This window comes from Bifidobacterium vansinderenii (assembly GCF_002234915.1).
Lineage (GTDB): Bacteria > Actinomycetota > Actinomycetes > Actinomycetales > Bifidobacteriaceae > Galliscardovia > Galliscardovia vansinderenii.
The window spans coordinates 16,192-41,411 of sequence record NZ_NEWD01000006.1 but is presented as its reverse complement, the minus strand read 5'-3'; the positions used below and the strand labels follow the sequence as shown (position 1 = coordinate 41,411).

General features: G+C 56.7%; 20 protein-coding genes and 1 pseudogene. 12 read left to right on the top strand and 9 right to left on the bottom strand.

The genetic code is table 11. The features are described 5' to 3' along the window. The first annotated feature begins 49 nt into the window (after positions 1–49). Positions 50–940, top strand: a complete 891-nt coding sequence (locus Tam10B_RS03195; protein ID WP_093959826.1) for a DUF559 domain-containing protein — start codon at positions 50–52, stop codon at positions 938–940. Between the two features lie 86 nt (positions 941–1,026). Then, complete coding sequence (locus tag Tam10B_RS12875) at positions 1,027–1,227, top strand: hypothetical protein (RefSeq protein WP_143248520.1); 201 nt, start codon at positions 1,027–1,029, stop codon at positions 1,225–1,227. A 438-nt stretch (positions 1,228–1,665) separates the two neighbouring features. On the opposite strand, the gene hypD is transcribed toward Tam10B_RS12875, so the two are convergent. The 3 genes from hypD to Tam10B_RS03185 form a co-directional block, all read right to left on the bottom strand. After that, entirely contained in the window at positions 1,666–4,092 is a 2,427-nt protein-coding gene (gene hypD / locus Tam10B_RS03190) for a trans-4-hydroxy-L-proline dehydratase (protein ID WP_093959825.1), read from the bottom strand. A gap of 303 nt (positions 4,093–4,395) precedes the next feature. Next, positions 4,396–4,569 carry a hypothetical protein gene (locus Tam10B_RS13210; RefSeq protein ID WP_158214117.1) on the bottom strand — a complete coding sequence of 58 codons (174 nt, stop codon included), beginning with the start codon at positions 4,567–4,569 and terminating at the stop codon, positions 4,396–4,398. Between the two features lie 265 nt (positions 4,570–4,834). Further along, positions 4,835–5,617: a glycyl-radical enzyme activating protein gene (locus Tam10B_RS03185; protein ID WP_093959824.1), complete on the bottom strand. Its 783-nt coding sequence runs from the start codon at positions 5,615–5,617 to the stop codon at positions 4,835–4,837. 526 nt (positions 5,618–6,143) lie between these two features. Between Tam10B_RS03185 and Tam10B_RS03180 the strand changes: the two genes are divergently transcribed. The 3 genes from Tam10B_RS03180 (at position 6,144) to Tam10B_RS03170 (ending at position 9,122) form a co-directional block, all read left to right on the top strand. Then, entirely contained in the window at positions 6,144–6,647 is a 504-nt protein-coding gene (locus Tam10B_RS03180; protein ID WP_093959823.1) for a zinc ribbon domain-containing protein, read from the top strand. Positions 6,648–6,810: 163 nt separating this feature from the next. Beyond that, a complete protein-coding gene (locus Tam10B_RS03175; protein ID WP_093959822.1) occupies positions 6,811–7,794 on the top strand; it encodes a protein kinase family protein in 984 nt (327 codons plus the stop codon). Positions 7,795–8,285: 491 nt separating this feature from the next. Further along, positions 8,286–9,122 carry a nitrilase-related carbon-nitrogen hydrolase gene (locus tag Tam10B_RS03170; protein ID WP_233133557.1) on the top strand — a complete coding sequence of 279 codons (837 nt, stop codon included), beginning with the start codon at positions 8,286–8,288 and terminating at the stop codon, positions 9,120–9,122. A gap of 30 nt (positions 9,123–9,152) precedes the next feature. On the opposite strand, the gene Tam10B_RS13790 is transcribed toward Tam10B_RS03170, so the two are convergent. Further along, entirely contained in the window at positions 9,153–10,232 is a 1,080-nt protein-coding gene (locus tag Tam10B_RS13790; RefSeq protein WP_158214116.1) for an NADAR domain-containing protein, read from the bottom strand. A gap of 104 nt (positions 10,233–10,336) precedes the next feature. Next, a complete protein-coding gene (locus Tam10B_RS03160) occupies positions 10,337–12,886 on the bottom strand; it encodes a hypothetical protein (protein WP_093959821.1) in 2,550 nt (849 codons plus the stop codon). A 108-nt stretch (positions 12,887–12,994) separates the two neighbouring features. Here Tam10B_RS03160 and Tam10B_RS03155 point away from each other — a divergent pair, with 108 nt between their 5' ends. After that, the gene (locus tag Tam10B_RS03155; protein WP_233133556.1) at positions 12,995–14,494 is read left to right on the top strand and encodes an SWIM zinc finger family protein; all 1,500 of its coding nucleotides are present in this window, start codon (positions 12,995–12,997) and stop codon (positions 14,492–14,494) included. Continuing rightward, positions 14,491–15,516 (top strand): hypothetical protein, encoded by a 1,026-nt coding sequence (locus tag Tam10B_RS03150; RefSeq protein ID WP_093959820.1) that lies wholly within the window; start codon positions 14,491–14,493, stop codon positions 15,514–15,516. Before Tam10B_RS03155 ends, Tam10B_RS03150 begins: the two co-directional genes overlap by 4 nt. A gap of 21 nt (positions 15,517–15,537) precedes the next feature. Here the strand turns inward: Tam10B_RS03150 and Tam10B_RS03145 are convergent, their stop codons facing one another. Continuing rightward, positions 15,538–16,110, bottom strand: a complete 573-nt coding sequence (locus tag Tam10B_RS03145; protein WP_093959819.1) for a hypothetical protein — start codon at positions 16,108–16,110, stop codon at positions 15,538–15,540. 778 nt (positions 16,111–16,888) lie between these two features. Continuing rightward, positions 16,889–17,806: a hypothetical protein gene (locus Tam10B_RS03140; RefSeq protein WP_143248519.1), complete on the bottom strand. Its 918-nt coding sequence runs from the start codon at positions 17,804–17,806 to the stop codon at positions 16,889–16,891. A 322-nt stretch (positions 17,807–18,128) separates the two neighbouring features. On the opposite strand from Tam10B_RS03140, the gene Tam10B_RS13355 reads away from it, so the two are divergent. Genes Tam10B_RS13355 through Tam10B_RS03130 form a run of 4 tightly spaced genes read left to right on the top strand, consistent with a single transcriptional unit; the run spans position 18,129 to position 23,389 of the window. Beyond that, a complete protein-coding gene (locus Tam10B_RS13355; protein WP_198947515.1) occupies positions 18,129–19,010 on the top strand; it encodes a restriction endonuclease subunit M in 882 nt (293 codons plus the stop codon). A gap of 2 nt (positions 19,011–19,012) precedes the next feature. Beyond that, positions 19,013–19,315 (top strand): Eco57I restriction-modification methylase domain-containing protein, encoded by a 303-nt coding sequence (locus tag Tam10B_RS13350; RefSeq protein ID WP_198947514.1) that lies wholly within the window; start codon positions 19,013–19,015, stop codon positions 19,313–19,315. Beyond that, positions 19,242–20,051: a hypothetical protein gene (locus Tam10B_RS13345; protein WP_198947513.1), complete on the top strand. Its 810-nt coding sequence runs from the start codon at positions 19,242–19,244 to the stop codon at positions 20,049–20,051. Before Tam10B_RS13350 ends, Tam10B_RS13345 begins: the two co-directional genes overlap by 74 nt. Then, complete coding sequence (locus Tam10B_RS03130; RefSeq protein ID WP_093959817.1) at positions 20,051–23,389, top strand: DEAD/DEAH box helicase family protein; 3,339 nt, start codon at positions 20,051–20,053, stop codon at positions 23,387–23,389. Before Tam10B_RS13345 ends, Tam10B_RS03130 begins: the two co-directional genes overlap by 1 nt. Before the next feature lie 99 nt (positions 23,390–23,488). Here the strand turns inward: Tam10B_RS03130 and Tam10B_RS03125 are convergent, their stop codons facing one another. Both Tam10B_RS03125 and Tam10B_RS13785 read right to left on the bottom strand, forming a co-directional pair. Further along, positions 23,489–24,229 (bottom strand): hypothetical protein, encoded by a 741-nt coding sequence (locus Tam10B_RS03125; RefSeq protein ID WP_093959816.1) that lies wholly within the window; start codon positions 24,227–24,229, stop codon positions 23,489–23,491. A 134-nt stretch (positions 24,230–24,363) separates the two neighbouring features. Next, a pseudogene (locus tag Tam10B_RS13785) lies at positions 24,364–24,585 on the bottom strand (YfbU family protein); the annotation flags it as partial. Between the two features lie 175 nt (positions 24,586–24,760). Between Tam10B_RS13785 and Tam10B_RS03120 the strand changes: the two are divergent. Continuing rightward, positions 24,761–25,216: a DUF262 domain-containing protein gene (locus tag Tam10B_RS03120; protein WP_093959815.1), complete on the top strand. Its 456-nt coding sequence runs from the start codon at positions 24,761–24,763 to the stop codon at positions 25,214–25,216. Positions 25,217–25,220: the final 4 nt, after the last annotated feature.

Genomic DNA, 25,220 nt, shown 5'->3' with positions numbered 1-25,220 from the left:
TTCTCCGTGGCGCTTGCCTAGGCGGCGAAAACACCAATAGCGTGGAGCCATGAATGACGGATCCCTGACATTGAAGAATCTGACACTGGCAAAATACGAGAGGGCACAGGTGTGCGCCGAGGCGCAACAGCGGACCGGACTTGAATTGGTCTTCGACCTGTGCACCTCGCTGGAACTGCAATCGGTCGAATTGCCGAAGGAGGTTCGGCTGAACAAGTCCATCTGTCATGTGGCGGTATGTGACGATCGGAATCGGAGCGACATACGCGGCGTTCGGTTCCACTGTTATGCGCAACCCTTTGACACCGTTCTGGTGGATAGGCGCTTTCGCTGCGTGTCGCTTGCCGACGTGTGGATGCATTACGCATCCATCCTTTCCTTGGAGGAGCTGATCGTACTGGCGGACAGTCTCACGCGTCGCGATGGGCGGCTGGTCAGACTGACCTTGGAAGAGTTGGAGCGGGCCGTTGCCTCGGCCAAGGGATTCCGCGGCATTCGAAAATGCAGGCAGGCGCTTCGACTGGCGAGGGAGGGAACGGATTCCTCATATGAGACAAGAACGAGGCTTGTACCGATGCGCTATGGACTGCCGTGTCCGGAGGTGAACTATCCGGTTGCCAGAGATGATGTGAAGGGGAGATTCTGCTATTTGGATATGGCTTACCCGCAATGGGGAATCGCCATTGAATATGATGGGGAGCATCACGGAGGCCAATGGAAGGCGGATAGCCGCCGTCGCGAGATGCTTGAGCATTTGGGATGGACGATCATCAACGTGTTCTATGAGGACATTCGGGACGAGGCGGCGCAGGAGCGTCTGGCTTGCAGGATTGCGGCAAGAATAGAGCAGGTGACCGGATCCAAGGTTGTGCTTGTGCCGCGCAGAAGCACCGAGCGGTTGGCTGATGGCCGCTTATGGAGATATGGGACACTGGGCTGAGTGCGGTTTTGTCGTTTTCTGACGCTGATTGCGGAGTTTGCCGAAGGTGGCGCGTGAACGACATTTGTGCTGGATGACTATTTGGCATGGAATCATGCGATTCTGGCATCCTGATGGCTTTCCGGGCGCTGACCGACGAGCAAACTGCGACTTCTGAAGTGATTCCTTTCCTTTGCAGACACCAAACTCAAACTTCTGAAGTAACAGAACGCGATACGGCAGGTAGCTTTGCTGCAATTGCAATGTCGCTACTTGCTGTATCGTTCTGGGAAACTTCAGAAGTTTGAGTTTGGTGTCTGCAGAGAGCGAAAATCACTTCAGAAGTCGCAGATTGCCATGAAGCTATGTGCAATGTCTCTTGATGTTGGTTCACAAAGAAATATCTCGAGGTCATGATCGGGTCCATCTGACCGTGTATGACCCATAACAGAGGAAGTCGGGGTGGTCCTTGATTCAAGAAGAGAAGAAAAAGCACAATCACCTGGTCCTTTATGTTGCCGAATAATGCATAGGAAGCAATCCTCCATTGCCTAGAACCGATCAGGACAACGGCGGAGATAGCTGCACCTTCGTGTTTCGAAGTTCAAATCCCAAAAAGAAGGGGCGCGGCCTCCGATCGTGTCTCGGATGCCGCGCCACTTCCTTTCCCGACCTCTTAATCCGCGAAGTATACGACCTAGAAGCAGGTTATGGAGCGCTGTGTTCCCAATGCCAACGACTCAGGATCACAGTGACTGTTCGGTGCGGGCGATGATCTCGTCCTGCAGGGCCTTGTCCAGGTTGTTGAAGTAGTCGGAGTATCCAGCCACGCGGACGATCAGGTCCTTGTACTGCTCCGGGTGCTTCTGCGCGTCGATCAGCGTGGCGCGGTCGATCACGTTGAACTGGATGTGGTGGCCGTCCATGGCGAAGTAGCTGCGGATCAGGGCGCTCATGCCGAGGATGCCTTTCTTACCAGCCACCACCTGCGGCGTGAACTTCTGGTTGAGCAGCGCACCGCCGGTCTTGAGCTGGTCCATCTTCGCGGCGGAGCGGATCACCGCGGTCGGGCCGTTGACGTCCGCGCCCTTCTCCGGGGCGATGCCGTCGGGCAGCGCGATGTGCTCATGGCGGCCGTTCGGGGAGGCGATCATGGTCTGGCCGAAGTACACGTGGCATGTGGTTGGCAGGAACTCCACGATGGTCTTGGAGCCCTTGGGCGTCGGGCGGCCTGCCACGATCTTCTGCAGGGATCCGGACACCTCGCGCAGTACGTCGTCGGCGTAGTCGTCGTCGTTGCCGTACTTCGGAGTGTGGTTGAACACCTGGTCGAACATGTCGTCGTAGCCCTTGAAGTCGGCCTCGCATGCGGCGAGCACCTCGTCCATGGTGAAGCGCTTGTCCTCGAATACCTGCTTCTTGAACACGGTGAGCGAGTCGGTGACCGTGCCCATGCCCACGCACTGGATGTAGCTGGTGTTGTAGCGGGCGCCGCCGCAGTTGTAGTCCTTGGCTTTGGCGATGCAGTCGTCGGTGATCACGGACAGCAGCGGCACGGGCATGGTGTCCATGAACAGACGCTCGATGAAGTTGTTGCCCGCCACCTTGATGTCGGCGACGTACCTGAGCTCTTTCTCGAACGCGGCATAGAGCTCGTCGAAGCTTGTGAAATCACGTGGATCGTCGCAGTCGATGCCGATCTGCTTGCCGGTGTAGTGGTCGTAGCCACGGTACATCACCAGTTCGAGCACCTTCGGCACGTTCAGGTAGCCGGTGAGCACATACGCCTCCTTGCCCGCGGTGCCGGTCTCCACGCAGCCGGACGCAATGCCGGATTCACGGGCGTCGTCGAGCGACTTGCCCATGTTCAGCAGCTCCTGGATGATGGCGTCGGAGTTGTAGAACGCCGGCTGGCCCCAGCCCTTGCGGCTGATCTTCACGGCCTCGTGCAGGAAGTGCTCCGGGGTCTTGCGGCTGATCTGCACATTCGAACTCGGCTGCAGCAGCTTCATCTCGTCCATGACCTCGAGGATCAGGTAGCTCACGTCGCTCACGCCGCAGGTGCCGTCGGGCCGCAGCGCACCGGTGTTGAAGTTGCAGAAGTCGGTGTAGGTGGCCGACTCCTTGAGCGTGATGCCCACCTTCGGCGGCGCCGGCTGGTTGTTGAACTTCACCCACAGACACTCCAGGTATTCGCGCGCCTGCTCGCGGGTGAGCGTGCCGGCCGCGATCTCCCTGTTGTAGAAGGGCTCGAGATGCTGGTCGAACTTGCCGGGGGAGTAGGAGTCCCAGTTGTTCATCTCGCTGGTGACGCCGATGTGCGTAAACCAGTACATCTGGATCGCCTCGCGGAAGGTGCGCGGCGCGTGAGCGGGCACGCGGTCGCACACCTCGGCGATCTGCTCGAGTTCCTCGCGACGCACTGGATCGTCGCATTCGGCGGCCTTCTCGCGCGCGAGCGCGGCGTAACGCTGGCCGAGGATGATCATGCCCTCGCACACCAATCGCATGCCCTTGAGCTCGTTCTCCTTGTGCTCGGCCTCCATGTCGTTGTTGTAGTCGATCTTCGCCAGCTCGTCGTCGATACGCTTCATGAAGTCCGCGTATCCGGTGTGGTAGATCTTGCCGTCGGCGACCGTGTGCCCGGGGCCGCGCTGCGCCATGAACTCGGTGAACATGCCGCCCTCGAACAGCAGGTGCCACTCCTCGGGCAGGGCGTTCATCATCTTGGTCATCGTGGCGCGATCCTTCCAGAACGGGATGATCACGTCGCGCTGGATCTCCTTCTGCTCCTCGGTGACGGAGAACGACACGTGCTCGCGGTTGTTCATGTTGTCGAAGTCCTGCAGGCTGTGGCAGCACAGTTCGGGGAACGTGGGGGAGGACTGCGGGCCCACGCCCTTCTCGCCCACGATCAGCTCGTCGTCGCCCAGGTACAGGGTGCGGCGCTCCATGAGCGTCTTGAAGAAGAGGCCGCGCAGCACGGGTGTGGGCACCTTGCCCTCGTACTGCTTGTAGACGTCGGTTTCGATGAGGGCTCGTTCGAGCGAGATGCTCGGATGCGTGGTCTCGCTTTGCTCGCGCAGACGCTTGGTGCGCATGGTTGAGCCGCGCTTTTCGCTCCAGTCGATGCCGGTGGTGGTGTCGGTCGGCGTGATGGTTGCAGTGGTCATGATGATCCTTACGTGTGATTATGACGTGTGTTGCGCAATGCCGGTCCCTGCCGTGCTGCCGTGTGGCCGTGCTGTTGTACGGGCGGGAGCGGCATTGCGTTTGCCGTGAATGAACGATGCAATGTCCGGGATTCCTGACCGCAGACGATGACGGATGATATGCCTGCAGACAGCGAAGGGAACGGACGAGAATCTTGGCTGGCATGGCGCCGCGATGATGTGATGATGCGGTTCGGTGCAGCCGATGAAAGGATAGAGAAAGACTGGGGAATCGTCGCGCTTCCGCGCGCGAACGATGCGAGATTATTTGAGAATGGTTTCGGCGCCGCTGCGCGCACCGGGATGGGCCTTGCTGCGCTTGCGCGAATACAGCACGCTGCTGTTGGCGTGAATACGAATGATCGCGTGGCATGGACCGGATTCGGGGCGCACGTAGGAGCGCGCGCTCATGGATTCGTGGATCGTCGAATCGTTCATGATGTGCCTCCTTTCGTGGGTTCGTCGCCGCCGTTGTTGGTCGTCGGTGATTGTTGATTGATTGAATTTGCTTGGTTTCCCGCGCTGTTGCCGCCATCATAGCGCGGTGCGATGTCGCCGTGTGTGTCCAGCGACGCTTTCATGTTACAGTCCTGCAACATGTTCGCCGTCGTGACGGCGGGTGCCTATGGCTTGCCGTTTCTGCCACGGGTGACGCCTATGGGGCGAGCCTTGCGGATGGGTCGAGCGTGACATGCCGGACGATTCATCCTCCGATGGTCACGTTGTCGTAGAATTTCTCGATCTCGGACTTGACCTCCTGCATCTGCTCGTCCTTCGGCACCTCGAAGTAGATCGCCTTGCGTCCGAGCTTGGCGTACTTGTTCATGCCGAACTTGTGATAGGGCAGGATGTCGACCTGCTCGACCGGGATGTTGTTCGTGCGCAGCCACAGCATAGTGCGTTCGATCATGTCCTTGCCGGTGTTGATGCCGGGCAGCATGATGAGCCGCAGGAAGATGCGCGCGTTGTTCGCCGCCAGGATCTTGAGGTTCTTGAGCACCAGATGGTTCGATCCGCCCGTGTACCGCTTGTGCAGGTCGTCGTCGATGAACTTGAGATCGTAGAGGAAGAAGTCGGCGTAGTCGCACATCTCCTCCACGGTCTTGCTCGCCGCGACGCCGCACGTGTCGATGCCGATGCTGATCTCCTGTTCGTCAAGTCGGCGAACGAACTCCATGATGTAGTCGTGGTCCATGGCCAGCACCTCGCCGCCGGAAAGCGTTACGCCGCCGCCGGACTGGTCGTAGATCATGTGATCCTTGAGCACGTCCTTCATCAGCTCGTCGATGGTGTACTGCCTGCCCACGTGTTCGATCTTCCCGTTCTTGTCGGTCATGATCTCCGGGGTGAACAGCTGGCTTTCGGGGTTGTGACACCATTCGCAGCGCAGCGGGCAGCCCTTGAAGAACACGGTGGTGCGTACGCCGGGGCCGTCGTGCGTGGAGAAGTGCTGGATGTTGAACACGTAGGGTGTTCTGCCGCTCATCGATGGAACCTCCTTTCGATGTCGTCGTGTGTGACGTCGCGTTGAGGCAGTGCCGTCGCGACGCCGTCCGACTTCGGGATCGTGCGAGCGCTCGGAAACGTGTGGGATCGCGTGCCGTTCGCCGAGGATCCGGTCGGAATTGCCATCAAGAATAGGTGCGAATGCGCTCGCCGACGTGTCGTCGACACGACGGGCGAAATCGCATGTAAGCAAGTTCACTAAAGCACGAAGGAAGGGATTATGTGAGCCATAGCGTTGGCCTTGACGGACTGCGCGGCATAAGCGTTTGTCTGTGTGCAGGGACGCGAATGGGATGTTTCGCTACGGCTTCGGACCCGTTGGGGATCGGCGGCCCGAGTGTTCGGGAACAAGGACGTTTCACCTTGCCCTGCGGTTCATGGGCTTACAATACGGGTGATCGGGGCGTGCGCGATGGCTTGCGCATGCCGGTAGGTGCGCGGTGCAAGGCGTGATGAAAGGTGTCATGCGTTGTCGCGCCCAGCCATACAGCCGTTAGGAGGGCGTCATGAGTGGTTTCTTCGGGTCGAGCAGTCGCAGAAGGTATCCGAATCGGTATCAGGGGCGCAAGTACTACAGGAAGAAGGGACTGTTCGGCATGTTCGGCAGCATGTCGAGCTCCGATGCGGGGTATGTGACCTATCCGCAGCAGTATCCGGCGCAGGGGTATCCCCAGTATCCTCAGGGGTATCAGCCGTATCCGCAGGGTCAGCAGCCTCAGTATCCGGTGCAGGGGCGTTCGCAGCAGGTGCCTCAGGTCTCGCAGCCTTCGCGGCAGGCGAGTCTGCCGGCCGCCGGTTCGGGGACTGGTGCCGGTGCTGGGGCCGTGGCTGGTTCCGCGGCCGGTCTTACCTGTTCGCAGTGTGGCACGGTGGTTCCCGCCGGCTCCAAGTTCTGCCTCGGATGCGGCGCGAAGATGACGGCGAACGCCACGTTCTGTGGCAACTGCGGCAAGCCGCTGAGCCCGGGGGCCAAGTTCTGCATGGAATGCGGGGCTCCGGCGCAGCGGTGAGATTGGCGCCGCGTCTTTCATGGATCTGTGGATGTTTGCGGTGACGCCGCCGCGGGCTGCGCGGCTGCGCGGGCGGCAGGTGTTGTGATTGGATGTCGAACGCGATACCGGTTGTGGAGAAGATAGATGCGGCTGTGTGCGAAGGAATCGGGGGATTGCCGTTATGAAGAAGTCCTTGTCATTCTTCCGATTCCCTCAAGCCTCCAAGGTTGTGCGCCTCCTGTCCGGGATGTTCTGCACGATGGCCGATACGTTCGACGCCGTGCTGTTCCGCATGTTGGTGCCTGTTTCGGCTGGAAGACGTGGAAGCGCCGTAATCGGCGGATACCGGGTGACCAGATGTTTGGGCGGCGGGCGGTATGGCATGTGTCTGCAGGCCGAGGATCCCAATGGGCGACGTGTGGTGCTCAAGCGGTTTCGACGTGGAATGCGGAAGCGCAATGCGGGAGGCAACCACTATGAGGCGGTGATTCTCTCCGGGCTGTCGCATCCCGCCGTCCCAGAGTTGCTGGGCGTGATCAACGAACGCAGCGGCTACTATTTCGTGCTGTCCCAGCAGCCGGGGATCACATTGAAAAGCTGGCTGTTTGACCGACACAAGGAGTTCTCCCGTGCTGAGATCTACCGCATCGGTGTTCAGTTGCTCGACGTGCTGGTCTACCTGCATTCGCGCAGCGTGATTCACGGCGACATCAGCCTGTCGAACGTGATGGACGATGGGAAGCATGCATCGCTGATCGACTTTGGACTGGCCCGGTACATGCCGACGCGGCCGGGGCCTGATGTTCGGGCTTCCGGACCTGGGATGCGCTCAATGCCGGATATGCCGGATGCCGCACATAATGCGGAGAGCGCTGTGATTCCCGATTCCGGCAGGATCGACCTTGACCATGCTCGGCTGGCCGACGTGCTGCTCTACCTCATGTATTCGTGTGACGCGTTGACGCAACGCCCGGGGAAAGCACGCGACGGGAACCGGGAACATGGAGCGCGCGCCGCAAAAGGCGCGGCGTGGTATGACGAATTGGTGCTGACCGCTGATCAGCTTCGTTGCATGAAGCGGCTCATCGGCATAGGGCGGCCCTATGCAAGCACCGTTGAAGCCGCGGAGACATTCCGCAGGGCGTTCGCCGATTGGAAACAGTGACCGAAAGTCTCAACGAGGATGCGTGATGAGACGGACTGAGCGCTTGGATGAGATGCGGTGAATCCGGGATCTCCCCGATCTGGGCCGCTTACGGACTTCGAGAGGTCGCAATGCCGTTCCATCTCCCGATTTGGAGGTCTTTTATTGAGTCTGCAGAAAGCTAACCACCGATTTGGAGGTTCTTGCGATTCAAGAAGATACGTCAAGAGTGGCAATATTCCGTAGCTTTTATGGAGAACATTGGTTTTCTTGACTGGAGAAGGCGTATTACGGCAAAGACGGCGGGAGTGGCTACTTTATGAAGAACCTCCCAAACGGGAGATAGATCCTTGCAGGCCGGCGGAAGGACCTCCAAAACGGGGGATAGGGCAGAATTCTGCGTATTCTTGGCACATATGCGGTACGAGAAGCTTCGAGACGGGGGAAGAGCGTTCCAGTGGGGCGTGTGAGTCGTCCCCGCGAAAAGCACGGCATGTGACGAGAACGGAGCAATGATGGGTGAAAATGTAACTGATCGGTTGAAGGTGACGGTGGCCCAATTCACCGTGGCTCGTGAACCGGAGAGGAATCTCGAGATCATCGATGGTCTCGCAGCAGATGCAAATGCGCAGGGCGCACGGCTGCTGGTATTGCCGGAGGGGCTAATCGCCCGCGATGGCGATGACGACGCCTTCGCCGCCGCACATGCCCAACCGTTGGATGGGCCGTTCGTACAGGGGTTGCGCCGGGTCAGCGCCGACCGAGGCATCACGCTGATGGGAACAGTGCATATCGCCGGGGATTCGGATGATGACGGTCCGGATTCCCGGGTCTCCAACATGTTCCTGGTGATCCGCGATGGCAGAATCGTCGCTTCCTACCGCAAGCTGCACCTCTATGATGCGTTCTCGGCACGGGAGTCCGATGTGGTGCGTCCCGGAAACGAACTGCCGCCGATCGTAGACATTGACGGATGGAAGATCGGCGTGATGACCTGCTATGACGTGCGCTTCCCCGAAACCGCGCGCTCGCTGGCCGTGCGGGGCGCGGATGCGATCGTGGTAAGCGCCGCATGGGTGCGGGGTCCGGCAAAGGAATACCACTGGTCTCTGATGACCGCGGCTAGGGCCATGGAGAACACCTGCTATGTGCTGGCCTGCAGCGAAGTGAGCAAACGCAATATCGGCTGCAGCCGCATCATCGGTCCCTTGGGCGAGGTAATCGCTCAGGCGGGGGATTCGAGCGCAGAGACGATCACCGCCACGTTGGACCGAACCGCGCTTGTCCAAGCCCGCCGCGACCTCCCCGTCCTGAAGAATCGCCGCTTCGCGGATCCACAGCTGCGGTAGCTGGAGTGAGGGACTATCGCGACATCTGCCCTACGCGCGCAGCGCCTCCCTTAGATCCATGAGGAGAAATCCCAGACGGTTCCTCCCCTTCCAGTTTCGGGGATCCAGCCAACGATCGTCGATTCGGCCCTCGCGATCCCGTTTGCCGAGACGAATTCCCCAAATGGCATCGAACGGGGAACATTCGACAAGAACCTGATCGCCGGTGCCCAATAGCGCTGCGGCCAGTTCCGGATTCTGCGTGAACTTGAAGATGAGCGCCTCGAGCATGTACCGATCGGATTCCCGACTCCAAATCACTTCGTCGAAATTCCTCACGCTGCGTCCGATTCGTTTGTAGTCATGTGGGGCCAGTCCGGGCTGCAGCACCGCATGCATGGCATCGGCGTCGTTGAACCGCCATGCCTTGCGGAACATGAACCACTGCTCGCTGCATGCAAAGTGCAATATCGTGCGTTCGGGCAGTGCATCACCGGAGACGTCCCAGTCAACGTCGAACGGCGCCGGATGAAAGTTCGACGCCCAGTCCTCACCGTTCCAGAAACCGAAATAGTCGTGGTTGACGCCGCTAGCTTCCTCGTCAAGCAGCCAGCGAAGATCATGACGGATCCGCATGGAATCAGCCAGCTCGGTAGCTTGACCGACCGTACGAATCGCGATGTCGTTGCGTGCGGAGACCATCTGCTTCAGCTGATTCCTCGAGAGTTCCGACCGTTCCGAGGCTTCGTTTTCCGCGGATTCGTCCCCGTCCGCGCTTACGCTTTCGCCGCGCGCGGCCCAATGTCGCCTGATGGCCTCGTCGGGATGATCCCGCACCGCGCTCGCCGGATACTTGGCACGGGTCTTCGTCAGCTTGGTCGCGACGATGTCGTCCATGTCCACACCGAGCCGGTCGGCGAGCATGATGCAGTAGATGAGCACGTCGGCAAGCTCCTCGTGAACATGCTCCTCACCGAGCGGCGGCATCTGCGGACTCCACTGATAGCATTCCAGCAGTTCCGCCGCCTCGATGCTGATGGACTTCGCCAGATTCTCCGGCGTATGGAACCGACTCCAGTCACGCTCCCGCACGAAGTCCCGAATCTCCTGAATGGTATCTTCACTGATCATGGTTGCATTGTAGACGGGAATGCGGTTCCTGACGCCGAAGGCGGCTTGTCTCCCAGAGTCATCGCTCATGAGAGTTGGTGTTCAATGACGAATGTTTTCCGGCATCACGCATTGCGCATACGCTCATGAACGTCGCACAGCATGTCCATCGCAAGGCTGATGGTGTCGGACAGGGGCAGCGCATGAAAGAACATGTATTCGTAATCCGGTTCTTTATCCTCCTTCTCCCGCATTTTCTGAAGCTCGAGAAAAGTCGCTTTGGCCTTGTCAACAATGAGTCTGGCGAGTTCGGCATGCTCTGGCCGTCCAATGATCATCGAGGAAACCTGGTCCGGCATGCTGGCCATGAGCAGCATCATGGAAAGGACGATATGACTTTTCTCCCTGTCGTTGCAGAATCCAAGCTGATCAAAGGACGTGTAGTCCCTAGCCATGGCAAGATCATGGATGTCGGGCGCGTGAAAGTTCCTGTTGATTTGTTCCAGGGTATCGGCGAGGAACCGCAAAGCCTCGTCGCGATCAGGGCGCATCTGACATTGATGGTGTTCGGAACGGGAATCGTCACGAAGCGCATGGAGTGCTTCTCTCTCCTCGGCAGTCTTCGGTGCTCCCGAGAATCCGAGCATGCCGGCCGCTTCCATCATGTACGCAAGAGTGTTCGTGATGGACCGCTTCAAGCCCTTTTCCGTCAGACGGCGGAACAAAAGCGACGGGTCCTGCTGCGTCTGTCGACACCGCTGATATCGCAGCGCATATTCCGCGGCACAGAGTCCGAGCTGGCCCGGCGTCAGACAATACCATTTCGCCTTTTGACCAAGAGTGACGGCCGGAATAAACAGATCGTCGACGCCAAAGTCCTGATCGTCCAGCGTGTCCAGAGTGTATCGGCATCCGTACAGTACCGCGAGCTGATTGTTGAGACATTCGCGCAGGTCGGTCGGATTCGTTTTCTGATCGTTGTTGAGAACGACGTTGTCGTTGCTCTCCGTGGTCATGTCTTCCAATCGGGCGGCGGCCTTTCGCTGTGCGAGTTGCTCCTGCAAAGAGGCCTGAATAATGGCGAGGTCTTTCTCATAATCGCCAGTGAATGGTTTGCTGTCCACTGCATCGACGTATTGCAGCGCTTCTTTGAAATCCTTCGGCTTCTTCTGCTGCAGAATCGAGTCGTCGACCGGGACGGTAAAGACCTGAATGTCGTCTTCGACAAGGAAGGTCTTGGACAGAGGATCGGCGTATGCTGCAATGCCGTCATAGGCACGATCGAGAATATGCTTGAGGCATGCGTTGATGGAGTATTCGGGATCCTCGTTGCCGCGGACCATGTCGATGAGATCCCGACATATCGTGGCACGCCGGGTGTCGCTGAAGTAGCGCGATATGGTGAGTCTGAAGGTCGATTTCGACCCGCGGGCCGCCGCCTGGAACAGCTCAGAACAGTCATCGATGATGGGATCCGTGTATCCGTTGACGGACAGCATGGGGGCGAGCTCCTGCAGAAGGATTCGGAATTCGCGCAAGTCGTAATCCAGATTGTCGTCGTACCGCTGGCTCCATGCACCGGAATTTTTGAGCGATGCGAGGGCCCCGCCAAATTCTGGATAATCGACGGCGATGGTCTCCTTTAGTCGCTTTGAACACCATCTGTCACGCTTATGCATGACATTGCAGTATTCCACTGCCGCGTCGGACATCATAAAGACGCGCAACAGCTGCTCGTAGGCGCGGTTCGATCGATCATGATGCCATTCATCTTTCGGCGGTTTGTAGTAACGGATGATGTCGTCGATGAGCGTATTGAGCTTCGACTCCAATGCGCGTGATCCCGACAACATCCAACGCAGACGGTCAACGTACCGCGCGTCCTGCGGATTCTTTCCTTGCACGATGTAGATGGCGTATATCCGAGCGAGTTGGTCCACATCTTCTGCGCGCTCATACGCGCTTTCGAGCAGTGTGAACCAACCGTGCGGCAGAGTGGCGTCAAGATCCGAAGTATCCCGTTTGGGCCATGTCCGGGTTGCGTTATCGATGGACTCTTCAATGGAGGGCAGACAGTTTCCCAGCAGTACACATCCGTAACGATTGCCAAGCCACTCCCTCCAGTGGAAGTTATCGCGGTCACTGTCCTTATTTGGAAAACTCAGCAACACCTCCAATCCAGCAGCAACCGTCCTTCCGGCTTCGGCATTGTTGGCTGCGGCGAAGCGGCTTCGCAGTCGATCGGAAAGATAACGGTCAGCAATGGTCGAAGCCTCATAGGGGATATGGGGCTTGCCGTCGCGGGATTGATAGCGATGACGGTAGAACAGCATGAAACACAAGGCGCAGGCATGAACGCATCGCGGCGATTGCGATTGTGACTTCGGTGTGCTGAAGAGTGGTTTAGACGTGGTGCAGGTGCATGCCATGCCGGTGATCGTCTCTCCATCCGACCGAATGGCGACGGAGGCCTTGATTTTTGTGCCGTTTGTTGCGTCGACGACGTCGGCATACCATATCCCGTCAGTGTTGGTGACGTGCCTGAGTCTGGCGCATTCGTACAGATCGCGGCCATCGCGCAGCAGCTGATCCTGCTCGCGATAATCCTTGTTCTCGACGGGGAACAATGTGCGGAATTCCATGACCGGGGTCGGTTCGACATTGAACATCTTCATAGCGCCATGGTATCGCGGGATTGCGCTGATGTTACAGTCGCGCCCATGTGTGGTTGAATGAGGAGAGTGGTTGCGAAGAGGCAAGTGGATCAAGTGAAAAGGTGAACGATGATGACGATGATGTCTGAAGAAACGCCCGGTGCCGATAGTGTCAGTGCCGATATCGGGATGTCCGACGCCGACATCGACGAGTTCCTGAAGGGGCGCTATTACGGCTTGTTCAAGTCCTATATCTACGAACGCGGTCGGGCGTATTTTGATGCCGGGAAGGTGGACGTGCCCGAGCCGATCGCGAAGGATTTGTGGCACGCTGTGGTCCGTGGCAATGATGATTATCAGGTGGATGTGCGTCTGCATCGGGGTCGGGTGGTGTCGGCCGCGTGCAGCTGCCCGTATGCGCGGCGTTCCGCGTATTGCAAGCATGTGGCGGCCACGTTGATCGCCATGGCGGAGTGGCTGCGTCGGCGGCGTGATCGGGAGCAGGGGGTTGAACCCGAGTTTCCGCGGGATGCGTCAGATATGGTGCATGGGTATGTGCGCCGTGAGTTTTCGTTCTCGTCGCGACTGTCGGATGATGATTGGCGTGCGGTCAAACGTGTTCTGGAGACGTTGTATGAGTTCCCGGATCTGGAGAAGGTCTTCCGGGTCATGGAGCATGATCTGTTCCGCAATGGTGACCTGGAGGAGAACGAGGAGCTGCAGCGGCGTCCCGGTCAGGCGGCGACTGAAACTCTGGCGCAGCATCGCGAGTCGTTGTACAGGAAACGGCGTCCGACGAACGCTAATGAACGGAATCTTGCGAACATGCGTATTCTCGTGCCGAGTTCCACCGTGTCGCATTTGGATGACCTGCCGCATACGTGGATGACCATTCTGGAGGCCGCGTACGAGCATCTTCACGACGTTGAGGGACTGCGTCGGTTGTACGTGTATTACATTCTCATCGCGCAGACCGATCCGGAGGCCGTGTACGTTGCACGGTTGCGTGCGATCAGCGGAGAACATTGGGAGGGGGATCGGGATGAGATAGTCCGTCTGCAGACGAAGTGCCGCAGGTTCGGTTCGATGCCAAAGGTCAATCCGGCGTATGAGAGGCTGGTACGGGAGGAACGGCTGGCCAGGGAGGCGTCTGATTATTGTCTGACGAGCTGCACGGGCGATGTTACGATTCGCCTGCTTGATGTGATCGCACGGGATCCCAAGTCGTTGGAGGAAACGCTGCGCTATTTCCGCAACGTGCTGAAGGATCCTGATTCGGACGTCTACAAGCAGGACGATGAGGCTTCCGCGGAGCGCGTGGGGCGGTGGATTCGAAAGATCGACACCGTGATCGGCTATGACGAGGCGTGCGCACTGGCCGAGCATATCGTCGGCATGTTCCCGCAGCGTGAGAAGCTGCGCGAGTGCCTTGAGGATTATGTTTCGGATGCGGGCACGGATGAGCTTCCCGATTTCGATGATGACGATGATTTCGATGATGACGATGATCAGAATGTGCCTGAAGAAGACGGCACGACGGAAGTCGAGATCGAGGAGGATGGGATCGATAGTCCTTCGGCGCAGACTTCGGAGGAGTCGGGGATCGCTTCGGGGGAAGGACTCCGATGATGACGAATGACATTGAGGGGGAACACACTATGGACGTGGACCCGGAAGTGGCGGATACACATCCGCGCGCTGACCATATCGGTGACGGAGCGGCGGGGCGCGCCGTATCGGCCTATGTATTCGACAGTTTTGGTAGATATCGTTTGGACGATACGAGCGAGTCGGACTACTTGCTGGTCATGGATGACCGGCAGTGGGCGATGACGCGCGATTTGCTGCAATGGTATCTGGCGATGGATGATCTCGACCATGCCGTGAAAACGATCCATGATCAGAAGACGCGGGAATTGGCCGACATCGGATTGCCGGATGCGAATCCTTCGCCCGCGCCGCCCGGATTGCCGCAGGGCTGGTGGACGCTGCTCGAGGCGGCGTATGAGCGTTTGGGTGACGAGGATGGTCTGCGGCGCATTTATGCCTGCTATATCGTTATCGACAGGTTGCCTTGGAGGTGGAAGATATCCGGTGTGCCAGGCTTCGACGTTCCGAGGCGTGGACGCGAGATCGACTATGGGCTTTACGTTCGCAAGCTGAAGGCGCTGGCCGGTGAGCAGTGGCCGGAGGACGTGCGCCGGATGGTGCGTGTGCATCAGCGGTACTATCGGGATCCGATATTCGCCGGCCGGCAGCTCGCCTATGAGGAGCTGCTACGGTCGGAACGGCTGAGCGACGCGGCCTGGCGGTACTGCAAGGTTCGTTGCCGGTCCCGATACGTGGTAGCGAGTACGGCCGCCGAGCTCATGGACACGATGTTCGACATCGTGGTGGAGCATCACGCCGAAGACGTGTGCAACATCCTGCTCTCCCCGCTGCGAGACGCCGACTCCCCGATCCTGAAGAGCGATTCACCGGAACTCGTTGCGCAGGTGATCGAGGTTCTGAGGAAATGCCAGCCGTATGTAGAGAACCGCGTCCATGAGGAATGCGAGCGACTATACGCCATGTACCGGCATCGTCAGCGGCTGCGGGGCGAACTGAAGAGACTGTTGAGGGAGCTGGGGAGCAGTGAGGTTGTGGGGTGACTTGCGAACCCGATCACTTCTTCATAGGTTCTTGAAGCCTTCATATAGTTCTATGAATTCGTCTTCAAGATATCTCTCGTCTTCCGCGTATTGATGTGCGAATCTACCGAACAGATCCAAAGATTTCGTATCTAGCCTGATGCGTCGGCTCAATAACGCGTCGAACCCGATACTGATGCCAATATCCCATTCGGCGTGATTGATGAAGCCCATAGTCTCATCAATGTCTTCGTTCATTCCCTCTTTTCGTAGAATGGATATCAGAAGCTGTTCGATTTTGTCATCTAGAGCTTCAACGTATTTTTCAGGCGGCTTATACCCTCGGTCAGGAGTCTTTTCATAGCCGGGTTCGTAACATTCCGTCCATAAGACATTTGTGTTCTCAGGTAGGTAGTGCTTGGACTCTGATGTTCTAGGAATCAGCAGATGTACTGATCCGTCGTCCTTATCGACGGCAATATTGGATATCGCACTTTCATCTGGCCCGAAGTACACGCCTAAAAACACGTACGCCGTATCATTTTCGGCAGCGCTGAATATTTCCCATTTCGGATAGGATTTTTTTACAAGTCTCTCAGCTTCGGATATGTTCATGATGAATTCCTTATTGACGATTTGATAATCGTCAAATTCGATAATTTTGAGGTCTTGTTAAAGTAACTGTGAACTAAAGTACTGAACTTAGGAAAGATATGTAGCATTGTTTGTTTCTATTCATTCTCATCGTGACCGGGTAGTCTCTTGTTAGTTCGAGGATTGCTTTGGTGATTTCGTCGGTCTCCGTTTGTTGCGTCTCCGCTGTAACGACGTCATTTTCGTGGTATTTGCAAGATTCGTTGGTTGCTGTTGATTTCGCTGTTCTGCGGTCATTGTGTATTGGTTGCGTTCACGACGGCGCCGGCGCTCCTCCGGTCAAATGAGCTGAGATGACTGAAGAGCACTAATCATCCTTCGGATCATTGTTGAGTAGTGCCATATGGGTTAGAGCACCATTTCGAGTGAGGCAAACCTCGATAGCTTGACGGATCGCTTCATTAGTAAACTCCATGGCGGACAAGAGATTGACCGTTAAAGAAGGTTTCGCTCGGCATGCCGAAGCGCTGCAAGGAACTTTCCATGCATATGGACACTCTCTGGACAATTGACGGTATTGCGGCCTGTCGTCGTTATTCACGAGGACAAGATAGCCGTATGAAGCTTCGTAGAGTGTCCATTTTCCGCGTACGTTCAGTGCGGATCAATCGAAGCCTCGTAATGTTTGTTAGTATTTATGAGAGACTGAACTGTCCATTGGGCGTCAATGTTGAAAAGACGAATGGTCGCAAATTGTTTATTCATGACTTCATGTTTTTGTCAAATTCATGTATGAATTCTACTCAGAGGCATAACGAGTCTCCTGACGTTCATTGACAAAACGTAGATATCTCTCTTCTGATTGGTGGAATTTTGTGAAAAAATCTTCGAAATTAGGTAATTGTAGAGGCTGTGGTTTGTTTATTTCTTGTTCCAATTCTTTTTGTGATATCAGATGGTTAGATGATCTATAAATCTCTGATTGTGTTTTTGGATCATAGAGATTTGAATATGAGCACAGTTGATTCGTGGCGGCCTTTGCGATTTTAAAAAGAATCAGAGTGCCTGCCCTTTGAACATGTTCCGCTAGGAAGAGCGCTTGCTGGCATTGCTCGTTGGATTCGAGATTGTTGCCACGCTCATCAAAGTAATTAATGTCATACAAACTGCGCGGTTGGTTGTCTTGCATTTGAGCCTTGGTCAGAATATCCAGTTGCTCCTGGGTAAGAGGAGGTTGCTTATGCCACTTAAGAACGAGTCTGTGCCATCGGGAGACGGGATCTGCTGCTCCCTTTTTCCCCAACGAAACAAAGTTGAAGTACCGATCTTTCTTGGCAAAGTCTGTTAGGAAAGTCAGTACCTTTGTAAGTTCTTCGTCTGGCATAGTGGGGCTATCGTTCAACTTTTTGGTTACTGGATTAATTGATTTTTGAGTCCTTTCATAGAGTTTTAGGAGATCGTGACCTTCATTTTTTAACTGATTATCGGTAAGGAAACTACCGTTAGTGCTGTATTCATGTGACTCCAGAATGAGTTTGTAAATGCGTTCAAGCGCTATTGTGATATTAAAAAAACCTGTGTAATACAATTCTTGATTCATGTAGTCTGCATCGAGAAGCGCATGCAATCCAAGAGAGAGCATGCGCCCGGACATGCTAGCCTCTCTCTGTAGAGCTATCCATTTGGGGTCATAGGGTAGATGTGAGATGAGGGTCATGAGTTGTTTCTCCATTCCCGTGTCTAATCGTATTCCATGATACTGGCTCACTGATCGTTTCCGCTTGATCTTGCGGTTTCTGGGTATACTGAGAGGACTTGCGCCTTTAGCTGCGCGAGCTCGAAGGGGTGAGCCGTCTCCCGGCGAGCCATGGTCAATCTGAAAGGCAGGATCGTCCAGCATGCCAACGACTCTGACGGACAAACCGGCTATACGGCGGCGAGGGGGGAATGGTGTGGACGCTCTCGAGGATGCCGGAAGTACTGGGTTGGCCACCAAGGACTTTATTGATACGTTTCTTCAGCGTTATCCGGAAAAGGTGTTGAAAAGCCTGCTGTGGGACAAGACGACGAAGCGCAACATCATCTGGGCCGACAATGAGTATGAGCAGCTGGGCGCCGGCTATGGCATGTACGACGAGATCACGCTCGACCGCATCACCGGCGAACACTCGGACCTCATCATGCCCCGCACCGAGAAGGATGCCGAGAGCCAAGCGGCCCGCACGCGCACGCACGCCGAGGTGTTCACCCCGTCGTGGCTGTGCTGCCGGATGAACGACGACATCGACGAGCAGTGGTTCGGCAGGCCTCAAGCGTTCACCATCATGGACGGCGACACGTGGGCGGCGACGCCCATGCCCGTGGAGTTCGGCGAACTCGACTGGCACGACTACGTGGACTGCCTGCGTCTGGAGATCACCTGCGGCGAGGCCCCGTTCATCTGCTCGCGCTACGACACCGTAACGGGGCAGCCATTGCCTGTGGAATCGCGCATCGGGTTCCTTGACCGCAAGCTGCGCGTGGTGTCCGAGAACGCGAATGATTACATCATGTGGCGCAAATACGCCTACCGGGCGCTCGAAAGCACATACGGGTACGAGTACCAGGGCGACAACCTGCTGGTCGCGCGCATCAACGTGCTGGAGACCTTCGTCGAACACATGCAGGCGCGATGGAATAAGGAGCCCGATCTAAGCGAGATCCAGCACGTCGCCAACATCATCGCGTGGAACCTGTGGCAGATGGACGGGTTTACCGATACTCCGCCCAGCAGTGTGCCGGTTAGGGAGATCGAGCCGATGGATCTATTCGACACCATCGACGATCCGATCGAGGAGAAAGCCAAGCCCTGTCTGATTTATGACTGGCGTAAGCGCCGTCCGCAGACATTTGCTTCATTGAAGAAGAGCAAAGGAGTATGAGTATGAAGAAGTTCTATGCCGTCATCGGCAACCCTCCATACCAAGATGAATCCGTGGGCGGTCAGAAGACGTTCCAGAAGCCGATTTACCCGAATTTTATGGATGCGGCATATGAGGTTGGTGAGAAGGTCGAACTCATCACCCCTGCGAGGTTCCTGTTCAATGCCGGTTCGACACCCAAGGCGTGGAACCGCAAGATGCTTGACGACCAGCATCTGAAGGTGGCTGAGTATGTCTCCGACAGCGGATCGGTTTTCCCGACCGTGGAAATCAGGGGGGGTAGTTGTCACTTATCGCGACGATAGTCAGCAAATTGGTCCGATTGGCACTTTTACGCCCTATCCTGAACTTAACTCCATTATTCGTAAAGTCGTCAATAAGAAGTTTTTACCGTTCGACGACATCGTGGTTAGTCGTACGGCCTATAGATTTACGGATCTTCTTCATAAAGAGCATCCTGAAGCTGCTTCACAACTTAGCAATGGGCATCTTTATGATGTTTCGACGAACATTTTTGATTTACTGCCACAAATTTTCTATAGCGTAAAACCAGATGATGGCGATGAGTATATGCGTATCTTCGGCAGAACCAACAATGATCGCGTGGAAAAATGGGTCAAGAAGAGATATATCCGAACTTCTGCGGTCGTGAATTATGGAAAGTACAAGCTTGCCATGTCTAAAGCTAATGGTTCAGGTACATTCGGCGAAGCGCTGACTCCGCCCATAATTTTGGGACCAATGGTAGGCAATACGGAAACATTTATCAGCATCGGCGCGTTTGACGATCAAGAAGAGGCGGCTGCTTGCAAGAAATATATTTCTGCAAAATTTACACGTGCCTTGCTTGGTGCGCTTAAAGTGACACAAGATGTCAAGCCAGATACATGGCAATTGGTCCCGCTTCAGGATTTTTCTGATCATTCCGACGTTGACTGGTCAACGTCCATTGTCAATATCGATCAGCAGCTTTACAGGAAGTACGGCTTGGATGACAAGGAAATTGAATTCATCGAATCGCATGTGAAGGAGATGGACTGATGGGCATCAGAGACATTACTTCCAGCGTCAAAAGCTCTGCGCCGGCCGTTCCGCAGATCTATGCCTATACGACGCCTGACGTGCGCACCCATGACGGTTGGATCAAGATCGGCTACACCGAGCAGAACGTCGATGACCGTATTCGCCAGCAGACCCTTACGGCCAATATCCGGGCCCACAAGGAATGGAACGGCAATGCCGTCTATGAGGGCACCGACGAGACGTTTCATGACACGGACTTCCACGCGTATCTGAGCAATCTTGGCGTCGAGCGCATGAAGCCGATCGAGCCGGGCGGCAAGCCTCCAGAATGGTTCCACACGGATGGCCCCACCAGTCGCGGTTACTTCTATGATTTCCGTGAGAATCATGGTGTGCTGGACACGCCCGCTGCGGTCCCATACACATTGCGCGACGAGCAGCAGGAGGCCGTCAACACGGCCGCGGACTACGCGCGTATCCATCCGGGTGGTGAGTTTCTGTGGAACGCGAAGCCGCGTTTCGGCAAGACGTTGTCCACGTATGCGTTGTGCAAGGCGCTGCAGGCGGATAAGGTGCTGATTGTCACGAACCGTCCGGCCATTGCTAATTCGTGGTATTCGGATTATGTGAAGTTCCTTGGCAAGGAGTCCGGGTACACGTTCGTATCGGAGACTTCCGAGCTGGCCGGCAAGCCGTATGTCATGTCGCGTTCCATGTTCAACAAGGCTCTGGTCAGGGGCGACGCGCTCAAGTGCATCGAGTTCGTCAGTCTTCAGGACATCAAGGGCTCCATCTACTTCGGCGGTCCGTACAAGAAGCTGGAGGAGGTCCGCAATCTGGAGTGGGACGTGCTCGTGATCGACGAGGCCCACGAGGGCGTGGACACGTATAAGACCGATGTGGCGTTCGACCACATCAACCGACGGTTCACGTTGCACCTGTCCGGCACGCCGTTCAAGGCTCTCGCCAACGAGAAGTTCCCCGAGGATGCGATCTACAATTGGACGTATGCGGACGAGCAGCGGGCCAAGCGTGACTGGCCCGACCCGGAGCTTGCCAACCCGTATGCGACGCTGCCGAAGCTGAACCTGTTCACCTACCAGATGTCGGACATCATCGCGGACAAGGCGTCGCACGGCATCGACTTGGACGGCGAGACCGCCGAGTACGCGTTCGACCTCAACGAGTTCTTCGCCACCGACGACCGTGGCTTCTTCAGGCACAACGATGACGTGGACAAGTTCCTCGACGCGTTGACCACGCAGACGAAGTATCCGTTCTCCACGCCCGAGCTGCGCGACGAGCTCAAGCACACGCTGTGGATGCTCAACCGCGTGGACAGCGCCAAGGCCCTCGCCAAGAAGCTCAGGAAGCATTCGGTCTTCAAGGACTACGAGATCGTCCTTGCGGCCGGCGACGGCAGCATCGACGACCAGAAGGAGACGGAGAAGTCGTTCGTGCGCGTCACCAAGGCCCTCGCCACGCATGACAAGACCATCACCATCTCCGTGGGTCAGCTGACCACCGGCGTGACGATCCCGGAGTGGACGGCGGTGCTCATGCTGTCGAACATGAAGAGCCCTGCCCTGTACATGCAGGCCGCGTTCCGCGCGCAGAACCCCTGCCTCTTCCATGAGTCGAACACCGGCAGGTATCTGCGCAAGGAGAACGCGTACGTGTTCGATTTCGACCCGGCGCGTACCCTGACCATCTTCGAGGAGTTCGCCAACAACCTCAATCCCGGCACCGCAGGCGGCAAGGGCACGCTCGACGAGCACAAGAAGAACGTGAGGGAGCTGCTGAACTTCCTGCCGGTGCTCGGCGAGGACGAGGGCGGCGAGATGATCGAGCTCGACGCCGAGAAGGTGCTCTCCCTGCCGCGCAAGATCCGCTCGCGCGAGGTCGTCAAGCGCGGCTTCATGTCCGACTACCTGTTCCAGAACATCAGCAACGTGTTCCGCGCGCCCGAGGCCATCGTGGACATCCTCCAGACGCTCACGCCCGTGGAGAAGCCCACGCAGGACCTTGGCGGCATGCAGGAGACCGCCGACGAGGCCCGTCTCGACGAGAACGGCGAGGTGGACATCCCCGACGAGCAGGTCATCGGCACCGCGGCCGATATCTTCGGCAACAAGCTGTACAGTCAGATCGACAGCACGATGTCGGACCTCATCGAGAACGCCGCAAGTAATCAGAAGACGCCCTCCAAGGAGGACGCGGAGCTTGATGCACTGGCCGATCAATTGAGTGCGCATATCACCGCGCCCATCATCGAGGTGGCCCAGCAGCATTACGATGACACGTTGAAGCCGTCTCAGAAGACCAAGATCGAGCGTCGCGTCAAGGCCGACGCGGACATCGAGATCAACCGGCACATCGGCGACTTCAGGATCCAGCGCAACATCATCGAGAACGAACGCAACGAGCAGCTCGAACAGGCCGAGACCCCGCAGGAAGCCGACCGGATCAACGCCGAATACGACCAGAAGCACGTGGAAGCACGTCAGGCCCTTGACGACAAGCTCAAGGACGTCGCCGGCGACGTCGCCAAACAGACCGGTCAGACCATCGTCCGCGAGGTCGAGACCGCGAAGAGCGAGGCCAAGCGCACCAATCTCATGGACAGCATCAAGGACCATCTGCGTGGCTTTTCCCGTACGATCCCCTCGTTCCTCATGGCCTACGGTGATGAGGACACGACGCTTGACACGTTCGACACCATCATCCCGCCGAGCGTGTTCCTTGAGGTCACGTCCATCACCGTGGACCAGTTCCGACTGCTGCGCGACGGCGGCGACATCAACGGCACGCACTTCGACGGGAACCTGTTCGACCCGGTGGTGTTCGACGATTCCGTCGCCGAGTTCATCACGCTCAAGTCCAAGCTGGCGAACTACTTCGACGAATCGCAGACCGAGGACATCTTCGACTACATCCCACCCCAGAGGACCAACCAGATCTTCACGCCGAAGAAGGTCGTCAGGCAGATGGTGGACCTGTTCGAGCAGGAGAACCCCGGCTGCTTCGACGACCCGGAGCACACGTTCGCGGACCTGTACATGAAATCGGGCCTGTTCATCACGGAGATCGTCAAACGCCTCTACAACAGCGAGCGGATGCGCGAGCTCTACCCCGACGGAGACGAGCGGCTAAGGCACATCTTCGAGCATCAGGTGTACGGCATTGCACCCACTGAGATCATCTACCAGATCGCCACGCACTACATCCTCGGCCCCAACGACGAGTTCGGTCGGAATTGCAAGACGCGCTTCGTGATGGCCGACTCCGCGCGCCTCGCCAAGGAAGGCAAACTCACCGACTACGTGAGCAAGACCTTCGGTGTCGACGCCGCATAGACAAGCCATAAATATGAGAGATCAGCCCTGACCCTGCGAATAGCGGGAACAGGGCTGAATCCATATTCGGCTATTGCCTTTGCTGAAATTGCCGCTGAATTAAAGGAACTGTGCCAACTGCTCAATCCACTGCCGGGCGAGAATTCCAGCTCCTGCTGCAGTACCTGCAACCATCGATGAGCCGATCGGGGTAAGAATCCTCTTGATCAGACGCAGGGGAGTGCGGAGCTTACCGGCATCGGGAGTATCCGACTCCAGCTCCGAGATCGATTCCGTGACAGTTTCCCTGAGATCCTGTCGGTCTTCGTCCGTCAGTTCCAGCGCGTCTAGTCGGTCAAGGATGTCCTTCAGCACATCTCTCAATGCGCTGAGATCATTCGAGGAACTGGTCGTGACCTGTGACTGCTGTATGTTCTGTCCCACTGCGACGTTGCCGAAGTTATCGCCATCGACCAAGGGTGCGTTCACGTTGATTTCCAATGGGTTGATGGCTCCTATCTTGCGGTCGGTTTCCTTTGCGATCTTCTTGGATTCCGCAGTGCGCGCGTCATTGAGTTTCCTCATCAATCTAGCTATATCGGACTCAAGACGGTATAGCTTTTTCTGCCATGTCGATTGACTGTTCATGGCATCATTGGCGCGCTTTTGATGCTGTTGTGCTTCTTGTTTCTTTCTCCGAATGGTGCTTTCGTTCTTGGTCCGCTCGGCCGCGCGTGACGCTTTAGAGGATTTCTCCGACTCGTTTGCAGCGATTTTCCCGTAGTAGCTGATTTTTCCCCGTGCCTCCGCACACTTCCTCTGCTTGGTTTCAAGCTGTCGAGATAACTGTTCGATGGACAAGATATTGTATTTCCTCCTATTTTCCCAGCCCTACTCAAGTCTATACGTATGGCATCCGCCGTCGATGACGAAGCAGATCTCGTCGCCGGTGAGAGATGTCTAGTCGAGGCTCTAAGAGTGCGGCACTGTCTTCTGGTCTCACAGTATGCCTCGAGCATGCCTTGATATACAGGGAGCATCCGATGATGCGAGCTGCCGTTGTCGCTGCACTTTTTAGAGTTATCCTTTGTCCCGGTGTCCGGTGTGGGGTACTCGACGTATGAGGCCATGGGACCCTCGAGCGCGTCATTGAAGTCGAATCCCTGATCGTAACGTTGCTTTCGAGGCTTATCCACTTTGCACCGGGCAATATTCATAAAAGATCATGTCTTGAATAATCTGACTACGGGGGGATGGTTATCAGCTCGAAGTCTACGCGAGTCATTCCTTCCATACCCGCCAACCTCCGGGTACGATTTCTCCTAGCGGCTTCCTGTCAACGCGACCGACAGGAAGGCCCACGCCAAATGAAAGCTCGACCAAGGAGGAGCTTTGCAGATCGATTCCCACCCCCGAAAAGTCTCGGAACTATTCCCCATCGAAAAGCTTGCCGACACGTTCAACATCCCGGAGTATCAGCGTCGCTATTCATGGAAGAACGAGCAGATCGAGCAGCTGTTCTCCGATATCCAGGCCGAGGATGAAGGCTATTACATCGGAAACCTGCTAGTGACGAATCCGGACCCGAACGACGACAGCGTGTTCGATGTCATCGATGGCCAGCAGCGATTGACCACGCTCTCCCTGTTCCTTTTGGCGGCATGGGACAAGTTCGGTGATTTCGCGCATCGGTATACTCACGCGCAAAGCGAAGAAGGTTCTCCGAACGATTCGCAGCCTCCGCTCCCGCCGATCTCCGACTGCTCGGAGATGGCAAGCCGAAAGACGCCTCCACGTCCCGCATCGTTCCGCTGGATGAGGATCGGTTTTACTACCGTGGCTTGCTGAGTCG

Excerpts from the sequence above, each read along its gene's own strand:
- Tam10B_RS03155 (WP_233133556.1), top strand. The coding sequence starts at position 12,995 with ATGATGACGATGATGTCTGAAGAAACGCCCGGTGCCGATAGTGTCAGT.
- Tam10B_RS03175 (WP_093959822.1), top strand. The coding sequence starts at position 6,811 with ATGAAGAAGTCCTTGTCATTCTTCCGATTCCCTCAAGCCTCCAAGGTT.
- Tam10B_RS12875 (WP_143248520.1), top strand. The coding sequence starts at position 1,027 with ATGGAATCATGCGATTCTGGCATCCTGATGGCTTTCCGGGCGCTGACC.
- hypD (WP_093959825.1), bottom strand. The coding sequence starts at position 4,092 with ATGACCACTGCAACCATCACGCCGACCGACACCACCACCGGCATCGAC.
- Tam10B_RS03130 (WP_093959817.1), top strand. The coding sequence starts at position 20,051 with ATGGGCATCAGAGACATTACTTCCAGCGTCAAAAGCTCTGCGCCGGCC.
- Tam10B_RS03180 (WP_093959823.1), top strand. The coding sequence starts at position 6,144 with ATGAGTGGTTTCTTCGGGTCGAGCAGTCGCAGAAGGTATCCGAATCGG.
- Tam10B_RS03160 (WP_093959821.1), bottom strand. The coding sequence starts at position 12,886 with ATGAAGATGTTCAATGTCGAACCGACCCCGGTCATGGAATTCCGCACA.
- Tam10B_RS03185 (WP_093959824.1), bottom strand. The coding sequence starts at position 5,617 with ATGAGCGGCAGAACACCCTACGTGTTCAACATCCAGCACTTCTCCACG.
- Tam10B_RS13350 (WP_198947514.1), top strand. The coding sequence starts at position 19,013 with ATGAAGAAGTTCTATGCCGTCATCGGCAACCCTCCATACCAAGATGAA.
- Tam10B_RS03170 (WP_233133557.1), top strand. The coding sequence starts at position 8,286 with ATGATGGGTGAAAATGTAACTGATCGGTTGAAGGTGACGGTGGCCCAA.
- Tam10B_RS13210 (WP_158214117.1), bottom strand. The coding sequence starts at position 4,569 with ATGAACGATTCGACGATCCACGAATCCATGAGCGCGCGCTCCTACGTG.
- Tam10B_RS03195 (WP_093959826.1), top strand. The coding sequence starts at position 50 with ATGAATGACGGATCCCTGACATTGAAGAATCTGACACTGGCAAAATAC.
- Tam10B_RS03140 (WP_143248519.1), bottom strand. The coding sequence starts at position 17,806 with ATGACCCTCATCTCACATCTACCCTATGACCCCAAATGGATAGCTCTA.
- Tam10B_RS03145 (WP_093959819.1), bottom strand. The coding sequence starts at position 16,110 with ATGAACATATCCGAAGCTGAGAGACTTGTAAAAAAATCCTATCCGAAA.
- Tam10B_RS03150 (WP_093959820.1), top strand. The coding sequence starts at position 14,491 with ATGATGACGAATGACATTGAGGGGGAACACACTATGGACGTGGACCCG.
- Tam10B_RS13345 (WP_198947513.1), top strand. The coding sequence starts at position 19,242 with ATGTCTCCGACAGCGGATCGGTTTTCCCGACCGTGGAAATCAGGGGGG.
- Tam10B_RS13790 (WP_158214116.1), bottom strand. The coding sequence starts at position 10,232 with ATGATCAGTGAAGATACCATTCAGGAGATTCGGGACTTCGTGCGGGAG.